Origin of the sequence: Sinorhizobium sp. BG8, from assembly GCF_016864555.1 — a bacterium.
Classification (GTDB): domain Bacteria; phylum Pseudomonadota; class Alphaproteobacteria; order Rhizobiales; family Rhizobiaceae; genus BG8.
On record NZ_CP044012.1, the window covers coordinates 644590 to 659355 of the forward strand.

The window sequence follows — 14766 nt, forward strand, 5'->3', positions numbered from 1 at the left end:
CGAGAGGTGGCGCGATCGGCGCCCGGTCGTTCAGTCACGTGAGAGATGGAACTGGACGACGTCTATCCTGCCCAGACGGAACCCGATAGCGCAATAGTGGAGATAGTAACGCCACATGCGGTGAAACCGCTCATCGAATCCGAGCGCCCTGATCCGCTGCCATTTCGCCACGAACGCCTGCTCCCAGGCCATGAGCGTCCTGTCATAGTGCGTGCCGAAGCGCAGCAGGTCCCTGACCCGAAGACCCGATGCATCCGCCTTCTCCCGGAAGACCGTCGGCGACGGCAGCATGCCGCCCGGGAAGATGTAGGTCTGGATGAAGTCGGCATTCCGCCGGTAGTGGTCGAAGCGGTCCTCGGCGATTGTGATCACCTGGATCATCGCCCGTCCCTCGGGGGCCAGGAGCTCGCGCAGGCGATTGAAATAGATCGGCCAGTTCTCTTCACCGACGGCCTCGAACATCTCGATCGAGACGATTTTCGTGAACTGCCCCCCGCAATCCCGGTAGTCCTGCAGGCGGACTTCCGCCTTGGCCGAGAGCCCGGATCTCCTGAGGCGTTCGCGAGCGTAGTTTGCCTGCTCCAGGGACAATGTCAGCCCGGTCGCGCGGCAACCTGTCTGGCGGATGGCGTGCTCCATGAAACCGCCCCAGCCGCAGCCGATTTCGAGGACATGGTCGTCAGGACCTATCTTCAGCTCCCGGATAATCCGCTCGTATTTGGCCGCCTGAGCCTCGGCGAGCGGCTGGTCGGGATGGGCGTAGAGCGCCGAGGAGTAGGTCATCGTGTCGTCGAGCCACTCGCGGTAGAAGTCGTTTCCAAGGTCGTAGTGGAACGCGATATTGCGCCGGCTTCCCGATGGCGAATTACGGCGAAGGCAGTGACGCAGATAGGCGAGCCTGCCCACGGCACGGGAAGCCGCGAGAAGCGAGCGCCAGGACGTTTCGTTGGAGAGCGCAAGTTCGAGGACCGCCCCGATATCCGGCGTGTCCCAGTCGCCATCGACATATGACTTCGAGAAGCCGAGGCTGCCGCCGGTCAATAGACGGAAGAAGGGGCGGGAGTTGTGAAGTCGAAGCTGCGCAGACGGTCCCCGGGCCGTTCCGCGCGCCACGTGTTCCCGCCCGTCCGGGAATTGCAGCAGGATCTGTCCGCTTTCCATGCTGTCGGCCCAGCGGCACATGATGTGCTGCCAGAGGTTCTTGCGGGGGGTGACAAAGAAGGGAGCGTCTTGCTCAGCTTGGCTCATGCTGCGGCACTTCCGAAGTCTGGGTTGCAACGATGGTGGTCGACACCGGATCGCGGGCAGGCCGATGCCTGTAAACGGGATTTCCCTTGGCCCAGAGGCGAAACGCCTCCCAGTGAATTCCGGCCATGACCTTGAGCGTCATCAGGGGATACTGGATGAAGGTCCTGAGCAGTCGCCGATCCGAAAGCTCGCGACGGCTGCCGCTGAAGGTCGCGACGAGCAGCAACCCCTCCGCGTCCGTTTCCTGTATCCCGATCAGCACCCGGTCGCCCGGCGGCTCGATCCGAAAATTGTAGCGGCAGCCCATAGGGACGAAAGGCGAGACATAGAGCTCCTTTACGCAGGACTGCCGGATCGTTTCACCTTCATGCCCCTTAACGGGAATGACATAGGTATGGCGCTCGCGAAACGTGTTGCAGACCTCGTAGAGGATCGCCCGCAGCGCGCCATCCGGCCCATGGCAGAAGTAGACGGTCAACGGATTGAAAACATAGCCGAGGATACGCGGGTAGCAGACGATCCGGACCGTGATGTCCTCGATCGCGATCTCGGCCGCCAGCAGCTGCTGGTGGATCCAGTTCCTCAGTTCCCTGGGCCTGCCATTGCCATGATCCTTGTCCCAGAAGCTGAACACGGCCCATCGGTTGTATCCGAAAAAACGCATGCCGTTGTCGAGTTCCGGCAGTTCGTCCAGGTCCAGGAGAAGCGAGAAGACACGATAGTTCAGCGCATGCCGTCGCGGCCGGTGCCGTGCGTGCATGACTCTGCCGACATAGATCGCTGAAACGCCGCTCATTCTGCCGCCACCAGTGCTGGCCCCACATGGATCCGACCCGATTCGTCAGCAACCGTCCAAGGACGCCGCACTCCGCCGAGGCTTTCGGCAACCGCGAGCCCCGCCTGAACGCCATCTTCATGGAAGCCGCTTCCGAAGTGCGCTCCGCAGAACCAGGTTCCGTTTCGCCCCTGTAGCCGCCACAGCTCTTTTTGCGCGGACAAGGCCTTGAGGTCGAAGAGCGGGTGTGTGTAGTCGAACGAGGCAATGGTCCGTTCCGGCGCAATCTGCCTGACGGGATTGAGTGTGACGAACAGGGGATTGGCGGGATCGATCCCCTGCAGCCGGTTCATCCAGTAGGTGACGCACAGTTGATGCTCCTCGGCCCGCGCCGGTTCGCCGATGTAGTTCCAACTTGCCCATGTTTTTCGGCGCCGGGGCATGAGGTTCTCGTCTGAATGCAGCACGGCGGTGTTGTTCGTGTAGCGGAAGGCGCCAAGCAGGTGACGCTCCTGCCCGTCGGCATCGGCCAGTATCGCCAAAGCCTGATCTGCATGGGTCGCGATGACGACATCGGTAAACGTGTCGGTGTGGCCGTGGCAGTCAGTCACCTCCACTGTTCCGGCCGCGCGACGCACTGAACGGACCGCACTTCTGAGACGAACCGATCCGGAAAAATCCCGTATCAGCCGGTTCACATATTCCCGGCTGCCACCCTTAACCGTGCGCCATTTCGGACGATCGGAGAGAGTCAGCAGTCCATGGCTCTCGAAGAACCGTATGAAAGCGTGCAGCGGGTAGGCCTGTATCTCCCGTGCAGTGGTCGACCAGATCGCTGCCCCCATCGGCAGAAGATGGTCCTCCACGAATGTCGCTCCATAGCCGTTGCGATAGAGATATATCCCGAGGCCTACAGAGGCGAGATCCTGTCGCTCGAGCAAGGCGGACGCCTCGCGATAGAAGCGCCTGATGTCGGAGAGCATCCGCCAGAAGCGGGGCCGCATGACGTTGGTCCGCTGCCCGAGCAATCCCCTGATGCCGGAGCCGGAATATTCGAATGCTCCGCCGTCGAGCGAGGCCGCGAACGACATGTCGGAGGCGCGTGTGGGCACATCGAGGTGATCGAAAAGAGCGACGAGGTTCGGGTAGTTTCTGTCGTTGTAGACGATGAATCCGGTGTCCACCGGCTGGTTCCCGGTGGCCGTCGGCACGAGAAAGGTATTGGCGTGGCCGCCCAGGCGGGCATCTGCCTCGTAGATCGTGACGCTCATGTTCTTGGCGAGGAGCCACGCCGCCGCGAGGCCGGAAATACCGCTGCCGATCACCGCAACCTGGCGCTGCCCCGCAGCCTTATCGAAATTCATCTCAACACGCATTAATCGAAATCCTGTCCAGTCTTTGCATGCAATACGGCAGCAGGACGCCTGCGGATTGATCGCGATGCAAAATTCTAGACAATGGTGATCCGGCATTGGAATCGTGCCGTAGTTGCGAACATGTCCACCGTTGTTCCAATGTCGGCGCCCGTGTGCCACAACTGTCCGGTCCCCGCTCCGCGACCGATGGCTCGGGTACGGCGCAATGGCGAAACGAAGCATACTGGCGTGGGCGAAACGGTGCAGGACCTGCAGAAAGACGAGATGTATGCGCTCCTTGCTGCCGTCGGGCGCGACAGGGACATCGAGGCATTCGAAGCCCTGTTCAAGTACTATGGACCGAGGGTGAAGGCCTACATGGCGCGCCTGGCGGGCGATAGTCATGCCGCCGAGGAGCTTATGCAGGAAACCATGATGGTGGTCTGGAACAAAGCCGCACAATTCGAACCCAGCCGCGGGAACGTCTCCACCTGGATATTCACCATTGCCCGCAATCTGCGCATCGACACATACCGCAGGGACAGGCGTCCGGAATTCGACCCCAACGACCCCGCTTTCGTCCCAGGCGAAGTTCCTCAGGCTGACGCCGTGTTCGAGGGAATGCAGGAGGCCGAACGGCTGCGGCACGCCATGGAAGGATTGCCGCAGGAACAGCTCGAACTGCTGAAACTCTCTTTCTTTCAGGAATGCTCCCACAGCGCCATCGCCGAAGCGCTGAACATTCCCCTGGGAACCGTCAAATCACGTATTCGCCTCGCCTTCTCCAGGCTGCGCGCCGCACTGGAGGAGAGATCATGAATATCCGCCATCACGTGAGCGATGAACTGCTGCTCAGCTACGCCGCCGGCGATCTTGCCGAAGGCTGGAGTCTCGCCGTCGCCTCCCACCTGGCGCTTTGCCCGGAGTGCCGTGGCCGGCTGAACCTGATGGAGAAGGCTGCAGGCCAGTTGCTGGAAGGCATCGTACCCGAGCCCGCGACGGAACTGTCCTGGGAGCAGATGAAGGACAGGATCACAACCGGCCAACAAGGTCGGTCGGGCGAACCGGGCCCTGCCACAACCCCGGCCGATGCCACTGCGATACTCCCGGAGCCGTTGCGCTCCTACCTCGGTGGCGATGCGTCCTCCCTGAAGTGGAGACCGCTCGGTCGCGGCGCTTATCACATTGCGATCCCCACGGCTGATGGGGAGACGAAGGTACGGCTGCTGCGCATACCGGCAGGCAAGCCCGTACCCGAGCACAGTCATGGAGGCCGGGAACTGACGCTCGTGCTGAGCGGCAGCTTCTATGACGGGAACAACCTGTTTGCCCGCGGAGATCTCGAGGAAGCGGATGCCAGCGTCACCCACCAGCCGGTCGCGACACCGGATGAAGACTGCATCTGCCTTGCCGTGACCGACGCTCCGCTGAAGTTCCGCAGCTGGCTGCTGCGCCTCGTTCAGCCGGCGCTCGGCATATGAGCGCGCCGCGAGACTGCGATCGGGGGCGCAATCGAGAATGATCTACGCCGTCTCCTATGTCGCGACAGCCATTGTCTTTTTCGGGATCGATTTCGTCTGGCTCTCCAAGGTCGCACCTGAATTCTACAAGAGTCGCATAGGCGACCTGCTCCTTGACGAGCCGAACTTCGCCGCCGCCGGTTTGTTCTATCTCTTCTATGTCGCCGGGATCGTCTATTTCGTGGTCGCGCCTGCGCTTCATGGCGGAAACTGGATGAACGCCATGGTTGGCGGCGCCCTGCTGGGGCTCATTGCCTATGGCACCTACGACATGACCAACCTTGCCACGCTGAAGAACTGGTCCCTGACGGTGAGCCTGGTGGACATGCTGTGGGGTGCGATGCTGACCTCGCTTGCGGCGACCGTCGGTTATTCGGCCGGCATCTGGTATGTGGGCAGGTCAACCCTCTGACCGGCGGGTGCGAGCATAGGCAGGTATGTGCACGTGATCGCTCTACTGACCCTAAGGCGCCCCGATGCCGTCAGCGATCGCCCATGACAGGTCTTCCTATTTCGGCGGCTTGAGCAGGTTGCCCACCGCTGCGACCGCAAGGCAACGTTGGTGAATAACCCGCTGACCGAAGCCACGGCGACCGGATTGTTGCAGTCTTGCGCCTCCAGCTCGCCCAAGAGATGGAGACCGCTCAACCCCGGCTTACTATCAAGACAGTAGCTCTGGCGCAGCTGCGAGACGAGCCATCAGCGCCCGATGCGCCTGTACCGGAAGTCGTCAGCATCGGCAGGTCTTGTGGCTGCCGCCTCCCCGATCAGAAGCGCCATGCGGGCATGCAGCGGAGACTTGATACAGGCGGGGTCCGTCGCTGCGGCATTGCCCGCAATCGCCATGGCCTGACACCGACATCCGCCCCAGTCGATCTCCTGACGGTCGCAGCTCTTGCAGGGTTCCAACATCCAGTCGGTGCCACGGAAAGCCTTGAAGGAGGGAGAATCGTGCCAGATGTCGTGCAGGCTCCAATCCCCGTAACGCTCGAAATGCAGGGATGGGATGGTGCCCGCGGCGTGGCACGGCAGCGCCGTTCCGTCCGGAGCCACCATGAACGCGTCCCGCGCCCAGCCACCCATGCACGGCTTTGGATAGATCGCGAAATAGTCAGGCGCCACGAAATCGATCGTGAGAATGCCGCGCAGCCTCTCCCGTGCCTCCTCCACGATCCTGACCTGACTGTCGACTGCCTCGCGATCAGGCAGGAGAGCATTGCGATTGAGAAGCGCCCAGCCGGCATACTGCACGTTGGCGATCTCGAGGCGTTCCGCGCCGACCTCCAGCGCAAGCTCGATGAAGGCGGGCACCTCGGCGATGTTGTGGCGATGGATCGGCGCGTTGATCGTCAGGGGAAGGCCGGCTTCCCGGACATGCCGCGCCGTTTCGAGCTTCTTTTCATGAGCTCCTCGATAGTTGCCGATCTTCTCGGTCGTCCTTGGGTTGGCACCCTGGATGCTCAACTGGACGTGGTCGAGCCCGGCATCGCGGAAGGCCCTGATCCGTTCGGCCGACAGGCTGACACCTGCCGTAATCAGGTTTGTGTAAACACCCCGGTGCGCAAGCCCGGCGATCAGCTGTTCGAGATCCGGCCGCAATGTGGGCTCGCCGCCCGATAGATGGATCTGCAGGACGCCAAGGTCGGCCGCCTCGTTGAACAAAGAGAGCCATGCTTCCGTCGAAAGCTCGCGGTTGGCCTTCATCAGTTCGAGCGGGTTGGAACAGTAGGCACACTGCAGCGGACAGCGATGCGTCAACTCCGCCAGCATGCCTATTGGGGGAAGAAGCTCCTCACTCATAGCGTCACCAGAAATCGGTCGGACCATTCCTGCAGGAACTGCTCGACATCGGGGGCGATCTCCTCCGCCGGCGCTTCATATTGTCCGGCGAGTTCATCCACGATCTGGGTCGTCGTACGCTGTCCGTCGCACAGTCGCAGGATATCGAGGCTGACCTCGTTCGGCCAGAAGACGAGTTCCGGAGAGAGCAGAGCCCATGCTCCGCGCACGGTGTCGAAATGCAGCCGCGCATGACGTTTCAGGGCTGGCTTCGACTGCGCCGACAAAATGGCACGCTGGCGACTTGTTTCCATCACGTCGCCTCCGGGACGAAAGCTCCGGGCGGTATGCCGCCGCCCTCTCCGTAGGCCCGCTCGAGAGCATCCAGCATAGCCCACAGCACATCGCATTTGAAGACGAGCGCATCGATGACGGCTTGCTGTTTCTGCGGATCCGTCGCGTGCTGCAGCACATAGGCGAGGGCAAATTCTGAATCGCGAGAGGCCTGCTTGGGCCGCGGCGCGAAGTATTCGAGAATGTCAGAGGTCACGTAGCTGTATTTGGCCAGCATCGCAGGAACGCGTTCGCCGATGATGACGGGCGAGAACAGTTCTGTCAGCGACGAGGCAACGCTCTCCAGCAGGCTCCGGTTGGTGCAGAAGGACAGGTAGGCGCCGACGGCAAACCGCGTTGAGGGGAGCGCCAGACGTTCGCCCTTCACCAGATCGGCATCCAGGCCCAGCCCGACTGCGAGCTTCAGCCAGCGCGCGATGCCTCCATCCCATCCGGTCGATCCGTCGTGGTCCTCGATGCGCTTGCGCCACTCTGCACGAAACTCCGGATCCTCGGAGCGTGCGATGATCATCGCGTCCTTGCGCGGGATCACCGCCTGGTAACAGTATCTGTTCAGGGCCCAGGCCTGCAATTGCCCCTTGGTGAGCGCTCCCGCCGTCATCTTGTGATGGAGCGGGTGTCGGTTGTGATAACGTGCGGCCCCCACTTCCCGCAGCACGGCCTCCAGCGCCGCTGGCGTCAATCCGTTTCTGGCCGCGTCTGCAAATTCACTCAAAGACTTATCTCCATCCCGTCATAGCCGATCTCCCAACCATTGGCCCTCACGACCGCAGCTTCCGCCGCCTCCTCGTCAAGGATCGGATTCGTGTTGTTGATGTGGACATAGATGCGGCGCGCGATCGCCACTTGGGCGAGCGCTGCCATGGATCCGTCGGCACCCGAGATATGGAGGTGCCCCATCCGCTTGCCGGTCTTCTGCCCGACACCCGCTGTCAGCATCTCCTCATCGGTGTAGACGGTTCCGTCGAAGAGCAGGCACGCCGCATCGGCAAGACGTTCCCGCAGGGCTTTATCGATGCCGGCACAGCCTGGAATATAAAACGCACTGCGGCGATCATCCCGGGATGAAACGCGAAGCCCGATAGTGTCGCCGATCTCCGTCCCAAATCCGTCTTGCGCCCGTTCCTGATCTTCAAGGAACAGCGCGATCTTTCCGGGTACGGGAAAGGCCTCGACAACGACCGAAGTAGGCTCGCCCCGCCAGTCGCAAATCTCGGTGGGCACATTGAGCGGGAGCACACGACGGGAAACGACGCTCCGGTCCAGCACATTGAAGATGGTGTTGCTGTCGATGACATCCAGCACGCGCTGCGTGCCATAGATGACGAAAGGCTGCCGCTCGCGCAGGCTGAGCAGGCCGGCGATGTGGTCCACGTCGGCATTGGTCAGGACTACCGCCTGGATTGGCGACCCGCGCAAGGGACCGTCCGGGAAAGGCTGCAATTCAGGCGTTGCGGCAATCTGCTCCCTGATATCCGGCGATGCGTTGAAGAGAATCCAATCCCTGCCGTTTGCGGACGCAGCCAAGCTCGACTGGGTCCGCGCCCTGAAACCGCTTTCGCCATTACGCGCGGCCCTGCTGAGCCGGTAGTTGCAGTTCCACTGGGGGAAGCCGCCGCCCGCTGCAGAGCCGACTATTTTCAAATGCATGAAATCTCGCCCCATCAACGGCAGAACACCGCCCCGTGCGACCGGCGCACAGGGCGATGCCATTCGGCTACTTCTTCACTTCCAGTTCAGCGGAACGGTAACGGGACATTTCCATCCCAACCGAAACCGTGCACATGGTCGGTTTTGTCCAGGTTTTCTTCATCTACTCCTCCTTCCTGCCGAAGGTCACCTCTTTGACCTTCTTCCGGCTACGAGCGCCAATGCGGCGCAAGACTTAGAACTCGAATGGCACGTTGCGTGTGGTGGGTAGCCCTGCCTCCGTCCAGCCGTCCGTCCCCAAGGGATACCAAAGAACGGACGTGTACCCCCAGGCGACAGCCCTCTTGGCGGCATTCCACGACATCCAGCAGTTGTTCATGCAGTAGAACACAATTTTCGTGTTCTTGTCATCCCCTGCGTGACTTCTCAGCCCCTCTTCGAAATAGGATTCCGTTTCCTTGTTGAGGATGCCGTAGCCCACATTGGCAAGCCAGACACTGCCCGGGATGTCCTCCCTGATCTTCTCCTTCCAGATCGTGCCCGCCGGAAGCTTGGCGGGCTTCGGATCGTGGGGAAGCACGTCAACGAACAAGGCGCCCTTCTCGCGCCACAGCGCGCTCGCCTCCTCCGTCGATATGACGGTGGCACCCTTCAACGTTGCAGGAATACTCGCCCGATAGTTCTCTGTTCGGAATCCATCGGGCTCGGGAACCACATCGGCGGCAAAGACCATTCCATCCCAGGTCAGGACGAGTATGCTCAGAAGACCCGAAACGAAATTCCTTCCCTTCATAGCAACGACTAGTCTCCACTAAGACCTTTGAAAGTCTGCCTATTCCGTTATCTGCTTCCCGGCTCCATCGAGCAGCGGCACATGATACCCAAGGAGTATCTTGTTGATCTCGGACTGGTTCTCCTTGATCACCTTGTTCAGCGTCCGCTTCCATTCCTGGTCGGAAGGACGAACACCCATGGTGATGCGATAGGACATGTGCCCCGCCTTCTCCTTCACGAGAGGCACCACAACCAGATCGGGATCGACCTCCTGTGCGTAGAACCCGGCCATCGGGCCCCAAAGGACAGCAACGTCTATGTTACCACTCTTGAGGTCCTTGAGCATCACCTCGGCCATTGACGGCGCGAGCCGGGTGTCAACCATCAGCGGATAGGGGTGAACGTTCCGCATCAGTCCGGCGTTGGCGATGTTGACAGCTGGGGGAGTTCCGGCCACCAGCCCGATCCTCCTGCCCTTGAGGCGCTTGTCCTCCAGAGTGTCCAGCCCGTCCAGTCCCGCGTCCTTCTTGTAGGCGATGACATAGGTCGAGGTGTAGTAGGCATTGGTGTTCTGCACCAACTCGTCGCCTGCCGCGTACCCAATGATGACATCGCAACGATTGGCACGCAGTGTATTGCGCACGAAGCCCGTCGCCATCGGATACCAGGTATAGGCAACCGACTTCCGTCCAGTCTTGGCCGCCACCAAATCGGCCAGCTTGTTCTCGAAGCCCTTCCCGTTCTCGTCGCTGAACGGCATGTTGGACGGGTCGGCACAGACGCGCAGCACGTCGGGGTCAACCAGTTCCCCTGCTGCGCCGAGTCCGGCCCCTTGTGCGAAGCACCACGACGGCAATGCCGCTATTACGGCGACCAGGCACGCCGCGGCCCATCTGCGGCCACGGAGACGACCTGCCTGCATGTCAGCCTCCCATGCAGGATGCTTCCTGCTCCTTCGCCGCCGCCGGCTTGTCTTCCTTCTTGGCCGGACGTCCGCGGCCAAGATCCCCGACCGAGCGAGCGCGCAGGTAGACGTAGATGTCATCCAGATAACAGTAGACGTTCTTGTTCTCGCCAAAGGCGGGCATCACGTTTTCCTTGCCTGCGCTGAAATTCTTGCGGCCTTCGGCAACGATCGAGAGGAAGTCGCCGTAGCTCAACGTCTCCAACGATTTCGTCAGGTTCGGCGCGAAAGACGATCCGGAACCATCGGCCCCGTGACAGACGTGACATTCCGAATTGAAACGGCGGAAGCCGCTGAAAGTATACCAGTCGACCGTCCCGTCATCCTTGATGTGGAATGTCGGCGAGCCTTCGGCGTCAAAATATTTTCCATTCTCGTTGGAGGCCACGGCTGCCGCTGCCTTGTCGTCGGCGTTGGCAATTGCCGTGCTCCCCAGGAGCGTAATCACAATGGCAGCGGTAAAAGATTTCAGAGTAACAGGCATCAGGACCTCGTGTTCCATTCACATGAACAGCACTGACCGCACCACTGCACAGGTGGCGGACGACAGGTGCAAGGTTGCGGAAACGACAAACCCGGTCGCTGGTCACATGTGACCGGGTTTGTGTTGTTGTGCGCCAGAAGGCGCGTCCCGGTGGCTTACCGATCCGGAACCGTGAAGACGGTCAACTGGCCGCCCAGGGTCGTGTAGTCGGCAAGGCTGGCGTATCCGCCAACTGCGCCGAGACCGGCAGTACCCACAACAGTGGCTTCGTCGCCCTGTTCTCTGCCCTGGTCGACCGCACCGTGCCACGCGGCAGCGTTGTCAGCCTCCAGTAGCCCGGCTGCCAGACCGATACCGGCCCAGCCACCCACACCGGACAGCACAGCGATGTACTGCTTGCCCTTGTGCTCATATGTGGTGACGTTGCCGATGATGCCGGATGGCGTCTTGAACTTGTAGAGTTCGTTGCCGTCCTTATCGACAGCCTTGAGGTAGCCCTCAAGAGTACCGTAGAAGACAACGTCTCCATCCGTTGCAAGAGCACCGGACCAGACGGAGAACTGCTCGGGCTTGGACCAGACGATCTCCCCCTTTGCAGCATCCCAGGCAATAAAATTGCCCATCCCGCCGTGGCTGTTCGGTGCCGGGAACATGGAAACGGTGGCCCCGACATAAGGTTGGCCAGCGGTGTAGCTCACCTTGTAGGGTTCGTAGTCCATGCAGACGTGGTTGGTCGGAATGTAGAACAGCTTAGTCTTCGGCGAGTAGGCCGCTGGCTGCTGGTCCTTCGTGCCGAGAGCGGCGGGGCAGACGCCCGTGGTGTTGACGTCTTCGCCGTTCTTGTCCGTCGAGTACTTGTCGACGACGATCGGACGGCCATAGTCCTTGCTGCTCTTGTCCATGACGACTTCCGTCGCCCAGTTGACGGCAGGATCATACTTCTTCGCAACCAGAAGCTCGCCGGTGGCTCTATCGAGCGTGTAGGCGAAGCCGTTTCTGTCTGGATGGAAGAGAATGTCCCGAGGCTTGCCGTCGATTTCGATGCCGTCCGCGAGGATCATCTCGTTGACGCCGTCATAGTCCCATTCGTCGTGTGGTGTCATCTGGTAGAGCCACTTGGCCACACCAGTGTCGGCATCACGCGCCATGATGGTCATCGACCAGCGATTGTCGCCCGGCCGCTGGACCGGGTTCCAGGTCGACGGGTTGCCGGTACCGTAGAAGATGAGATTGAGCTTAGGATCGTAGCTGTACCAACCCCATGTGGTGCCGCCGCCGATCTTCCACTGATCTCCTTCCCAGGTGTTCGTCCCGGAATCGGCGCCAACCGGCTTTCCGAGGTGGGTCGTCTTTTCCGGATCGATCAGCGTTTCCTTGTCGGATCCCATGGAATAGGCGCGCCATGCGACCTTGCCGTCACTGATGTTGTAGGCGGTGAGCGATCCACGAACGCCGAATTCGCCGCCGGAGATACCGACGACAACCTTGTCCTTCACCACCATGGGTGCAGACGTACCGGATTCACCCTTGCTGCCGTCTGCAACGTCGCCGTTCTTGACGGACCAGGCAACCTTGCCGGTTTTCGCATCAAGCGCGACGAGAGTCGTGTCGGCCTGATAGAGGAAGATCTTGCCGTCGCCATATGCAACGCCACGGTTGACCGTGTCGCAGCACATGATTGGAATGACGTTGGAATCCTGCCGGGGTTCGTATTTCCAGAGGATCTTGCCGTCGTTGTTCAGGTCGAGTGCATAAACGGTGTTTGGATAAGGAGCATGAACATACATCACGTCGCCGACAATGAGCGGGCCTCCCTCATGGCCGCGCAGGACGCCGGTGGAGAAGGTCCAGGCAACCTGGAGATCCTTCACGTTGTCCTTGTTGATCTTGTTCAGCGTGGAATAGCGGGTGTTGGCATAGTCACCCGTCTGTATTGCCCAGTTCTTGTTGTCTGAAATCAGTTTCTGAAGATCGTCGTTGGCTAAGGCTCCCCCCGCCAACAACAGGGACGTGGCGGTGGCCGCCAATCCCCATTTCAAGAAATTTCTATGTACACGCATTTTAGTCCTCCCTTTGGTCACACGGATGGCCCGATGTGATGCCCTCCAGGTAACCAGGGGCCCGCGCCATCAGCTCAGCATGTGGGAAGTATTTCCGGCAGCGTGTCACGACCTAAGCCAGGCACGCAGAGGGCACCGTTACTGCCCACCCCGCTGTGGCCTACGAAGACTGTCACCACTCCCTTGACGGCGACGTCCTTGAAGCCGGAAACACAAGGACCATAAGAGATGGTTTTGCTTTGCGCAAGACTCTTCAATGCTTTATGTGCATTGCAACGCAAACACAGAATATTGCACTGCAATGTATTTATCGATTGAGATTGGCTGTCCCGCATCTATTATAGACTTGAAGACCACTGATCAACACTTGAGAGACTTTTGAAATGCCCGTTTTTACACGATATTTTCAGGTCGCAGGCTTCTCGGCCTTCGCAATTGCAGCATTTTTTTCCACTTCCTCAGTCAAGGCCGCTGCGGATTACCCGACGTCGGTCGTCGCGGAATACGTGTATGCTTGCATGAAAGCCAACGGTGAGAATCGAAACATGCTCGATCGCTGCTCGTGCTCAATCGATGTCATCGCTTCCATCGTGACTTACGACCACTACGTCACCGCCGCCACGTTCAAGGAAATGGGTCTCGTCAGTGGCGAAAAAGGCGTTCTGTTTCGCGAGAGCGCCCCGGCCAAGGCTGCCCTTACCGAGCTGAAAAGGGCACAGGCGGAAGCCGACGTGCGCTGCTTCTAAAGCCCGGCAATCAAGGTCGCTTTCCCCAAAACCCGCTCCCGCGTCAGGACAGGCATGCCCGGCGCAATGGTCCCGGGAACCAGTCGTAGCGGCATGAGTCCACCGCTCACTGCAATGCCATCGGGTCGTCGAACGGCCACTCGTGCCTGAAGGTATTTTCTTCGGTGTCGCCCGCCTCGACGTCGATCGGCTGCCCCTTGCTGGCAGCGAACTCGAAGCGGAAGTTAGGGTCTTCCGATATCGAGATCCCGCTTTCCATGCGGAAGATGAGGCGATCCCCCTGCTTGATCGACAGCGCGTTGATGAAATGCGGCGGAATGTAATAGCGGGTGATCTGGTCCATCTGCAGGCCCGAATTGTTCGGATGCCTTATCAGCAGTTGCATGTCCGTCGAATGACCGCGGGGGCTTGCACCATTTGGGTCGAAGGCAAAGACCCGCAATTTCATCTTCCCGAGCGATGCCTTCGCCTCATCCTGGTTCTTGAGCGCAGGCGCCGAGCACCCGCCGGATGCCTTGACGTAGGTCTTCGTCATATGCAGCGCACCATCCGACGTTTCGGCAATGGCCCGTATATAGGAATAGTCGTTGACGCGCAGTCGCGTTGAGAGATGTGTTACCGCGGCGTCCTTGCCGAAGGTGAAGACCGCAGCGACGGGCGCCGGGTTTGCATCAACGATGAGCGTGACCGCGCGGATCCGACCCGGATCGCCAGCGAGGTCCAGGCGAAGGTCGACCGGCACGAGCGCAGCGTCCTGCGCACGCTTGGGGGCCTCCAGGCTGACGACGCCTGCGGCGTCTCCGATTGAGCGATCACCGAAGACGTCTGTCTTCATGCTCTCCCACCGTGCTTCTGAGGGTTCCTTGGATTGTGCGAGGGCGGATGTGGGCACGACAGCTCCTGCGGCGACAAGGAAAACCACCGCGGCAAGACGGGAAAGACCACTCCACTGAACCACTGTTCTCATCATTTCCACGTCCTCCACTGAAGAAAGCAGCCGAGCAGGTTCCTGCCCTTGTTTTCGGCATTCCCCCGGACTGACGGCAGTGCCGCTCCA

16 protein-coding genes are annotated in these 14766 nt (G+C 60.5%); 4 read left to right on the top strand and 12 right to left on the bottom strand.

Annotated elements, in window-relative coordinates; translation table 11 throughout:
• Positions 1 to 30 precede the first annotated feature (30 nt).
• From F3Y30_RS23940 to F3Y30_RS23950, 3 genes are read right to left on the bottom strand one after another with little or no spacing between them, the layout of a single operon-like run.
• The gene (locus F3Y30_RS23940; protein WP_203426789.1) at positions 31 to 1248 is read right to left on the bottom strand and encodes a cyclopropane-fatty-acyl-phospholipid synthase family protein; all 1218 of its coding nucleotides are present in this window, start codon (positions 1246 to 1248) and stop codon (positions 31 to 33) included.
• Positions 1235 to 2044 (bottom strand): DUF1365 family protein, encoded by an 810-nt coding sequence (locus F3Y30_RS23945; protein WP_203426790.1) that lies wholly within the window; start codon positions 2042 to 2044, stop codon positions 1235 to 1237. The genes F3Y30_RS23940 and F3Y30_RS23945 overlap by 14 nt, the downstream gene beginning before the upstream one ends.
• On the bottom strand, positions 2041 to 3399 hold the full coding sequence (locus tag F3Y30_RS23950; RefSeq protein ID WP_203426791.1) for an FAD-dependent oxidoreductase: 1359 nt from the start codon (positions 3397 to 3399) through the stop codon (positions 2041 to 2043). The genes F3Y30_RS23945 and F3Y30_RS23950 overlap by 4 nt, the downstream gene beginning before the upstream one ends.
• Before the next feature lie 264 nt (positions 3400 to 3663).
• Here F3Y30_RS23950 and F3Y30_RS23955 point away from each other — a divergent pair, with 264 nt between their 5' ends.
• The 3 genes from F3Y30_RS23955 to F3Y30_RS23965 are packed head-to-tail and all read left to right on the top strand — an operon-like array spanning position 3664 to position 5310.
• On the top strand, positions 3664 to 4197 hold the full coding sequence (locus F3Y30_RS23955) for a sigma-70 family RNA polymerase sigma factor (protein WP_246753085.1): 534 nt from the start codon (positions 3664 to 3666) through the stop codon (positions 4195 to 4197).
• Positions 4194 to 4859, top strand: coding sequence for a ChrR family anti-sigma-E factor (locus F3Y30_RS23960; protein WP_203426793.1), 666 nt, complete (start codon positions 4194 to 4196; stop codon positions 4857 to 4859). The genes F3Y30_RS23955 and F3Y30_RS23960 overlap by 4 nt, the downstream gene beginning before the upstream one ends.
• A gap of 37 nt (positions 4860 to 4896) precedes the next feature.
• Positions 4897 to 5310 carry a DUF2177 family protein gene (locus F3Y30_RS23965; protein ID WP_203426794.1) on the top strand — a complete coding sequence of 138 codons (414 nt, stop codon included), beginning with the start codon at positions 4897 to 4899 and terminating at the stop codon, positions 5308 to 5310.
• A 287-nt stretch (positions 5311 to 5597) separates the two neighbouring features.
• Here F3Y30_RS23965 and pqqE read toward each other — a convergent pair whose 3' ends face one another.
• The 8 genes from pqqE to F3Y30_RS24005 all read right to left on the bottom strand — a co-directional run bounded on the left by pqqE (position 5598) and on the right by F3Y30_RS24005 (position 12963).
• Positions 5598 to 6698: a pyrroloquinoline quinone biosynthesis protein PqqE gene (pqqE, locus tag F3Y30_RS23970; protein ID WP_203426795.1), complete on the bottom strand. Its 1101-nt coding sequence runs from the start codon at positions 6696 to 6698 to the stop codon at positions 5598 to 5600.
• Positions 6695 to 6991: a pyrroloquinoline quinone biosynthesis peptide chaperone PqqD gene (gene pqqD, locus F3Y30_RS23975; RefSeq protein ID WP_203426796.1), complete on the bottom strand. Its 297-nt coding sequence runs from the start codon at positions 6989 to 6991 to the stop codon at positions 6695 to 6697. The genes pqqE and pqqD overlap by 4 nt, the downstream gene beginning before the upstream one ends.
• Positions 6991 to 7746, bottom strand: a complete 756-nt coding sequence (pqqC, locus tag F3Y30_RS23980) for a pyrroloquinoline-quinone synthase PqqC (protein ID WP_203426797.1) — start codon at positions 7744 to 7746, stop codon at positions 6991 to 6993. The genes pqqD and pqqC overlap by 1 nt, the downstream gene beginning before the upstream one ends.
• Positions 7743 to 8681: a pyrroloquinoline quinone biosynthesis protein PqqB gene (gene pqqB / locus F3Y30_RS23985; RefSeq protein WP_203426798.1), complete on the bottom strand. Its 939-nt coding sequence runs from the start codon at positions 8679 to 8681 to the stop codon at positions 7743 to 7745. The genes pqqC and pqqB overlap by 4 nt, the downstream gene beginning before the upstream one ends.
• A 235-nt stretch (positions 8682 to 8916) precedes the next feature.
• Entirely contained in the window at positions 8917 to 9474 is a 558-nt protein-coding gene (locus tag F3Y30_RS23990; protein ID WP_203426799.1) for a PQQ-dependent catabolism-associated CXXCW motif protein, read from the bottom strand.
• A 39-nt stretch (positions 9475 to 9513) separates the two neighbouring features.
• Positions 9514 to 10377: a substrate-binding domain-containing protein gene (locus F3Y30_RS23995; protein WP_203426800.1), complete on the bottom strand. Its 864-nt coding sequence runs from the start codon at positions 10375 to 10377 to the stop codon at positions 9514 to 9516.
• 1 nt (position 10378) lies between these two features.
• The gene (locus F3Y30_RS24000) at positions 10379 to 10903 is read right to left on the bottom strand and encodes a c-type cytochrome, methanol metabolism-related (RefSeq protein ID WP_203426801.1); all 525 of its coding nucleotides are present in this window, start codon (positions 10901 to 10903) and stop codon (positions 10379 to 10381) included.
• Positions 10904 to 11058: 155 nt separating this feature from the next.
• Positions 11059 to 12963 carry a methanol/ethanol family PQQ-dependent dehydrogenase gene (locus F3Y30_RS24005; protein ID WP_203426802.1) on the bottom strand — a complete coding sequence of 635 codons (1905 nt, stop codon included), beginning with the start codon at positions 12961 to 12963 and terminating at the stop codon, positions 11059 to 11061.
• Between the two features lie 434 nt (positions 12964 to 13397).
• Between F3Y30_RS24005 and F3Y30_RS24010 the strand changes: the two genes are divergently transcribed.
• Positions 13398 to 13709, top strand: a complete 312-nt coding sequence (locus F3Y30_RS24010; protein WP_246753086.1) for a hypothetical protein — start codon at positions 13398 to 13400, stop codon at positions 13707 to 13709.
• A gap of 106 nt (positions 13710 to 13815) precedes the next feature.
• Here the strand turns inward: F3Y30_RS24010 and F3Y30_RS24015 are convergent, their stop codons facing one another.
• A complete protein-coding gene (locus F3Y30_RS24015) occupies positions 13816 to 14679 on the bottom strand; it encodes a quinoprotein dehydrogenase-associated SoxYZ-like carrier (protein WP_203426804.1) in 864 nt (287 codons plus the stop codon).
• Between the last annotated feature and the right edge of the window lie 87 nt (positions 14680 to 14766).

Coding starts and splice junctions, on each gene's coding strand:
- pqqB (WP_203426798.1), bottom strand. CDS start 8,681: ATGCATTTGAAAATAGTCGGCTCTGCAGCGGGCGGCGGCTTCCCCCAG.
- F3Y30_RS23960 (WP_203426793.1), top strand. CDS start 4,194: ATGAATATCCGCCATCACGTGAGCGATGAACTGCTGCTCAGCTACGCC.
- F3Y30_RS23995 (WP_203426800.1), bottom strand. CDS start 10,377: ATGCAGGCAGGTCGTCTCCGTGGCCGCAGATGGGCCGCGGCGTGCCTG.
- pqqD (WP_203426796.1), bottom strand. CDS start 6,991: ATGGAAACAAGTCGCCAGCGTGCCATTTTGTCGGCGCAGTCGAAGCCA.
- F3Y30_RS24005 (WP_203426802.1), bottom strand. CDS start 12,963: ATGCGTGTACATAGAAATTTCTTGAAATGGGGATTGGCGGCCACCGCC.
- F3Y30_RS23955 (WP_246753085.1), top strand. CDS start 3,664: ATGTATGCGCTCCTTGCTGCCGTCGGGCGCGACAGGGACATCGAGGCA.
- F3Y30_RS24000 (WP_203426801.1), bottom strand. CDS start 10,903: ATGCCTGTTACTCTGAAATCTTTTACCGCTGCCATTGTGATTACGCTC.
- pqqE (WP_203426795.1), bottom strand. CDS start 6,698: ATGAGTGAGGAGCTTCTTCCCCCAATAGGCATGCTGGCGGAGTTGACG.
- F3Y30_RS23990 (WP_203426799.1), bottom strand. CDS start 9,474: ATGAAGGGAAGGAATTTCGTTTCGGGTCTTCTGAGCATACTCGTCCTG.
- F3Y30_RS24015 (WP_203426804.1), bottom strand. CDS start 14,679: ATGATGAGAACAGTGGTTCAGTGGAGTGGTCTTTCCCGTCTTGCCGCG.
- F3Y30_RS23965 (WP_203426794.1), top strand. CDS start 4,897: ATGATCTACGCCGTCTCCTATGTCGCGACAGCCATTGTCTTTTTCGGG.
- F3Y30_RS23945 (WP_203426790.1), bottom strand. CDS start 2,044: ATGAGCGGCGTTTCAGCGATCTATGTCGGCAGAGTCATGCACGCACGG.
- F3Y30_RS23950 (WP_203426791.1), bottom strand. CDS start 3,399: ATGCGTGTTGAGATGAATTTCGATAAGGCTGCGGGGCAGCGCCAGGTT.
- F3Y30_RS23940 (WP_203426789.1), bottom strand. CDS start 1,248: ATGAGCCAAGCTGAGCAAGACGCTCCCTTCTTTGTCACCCCCCGCAAG.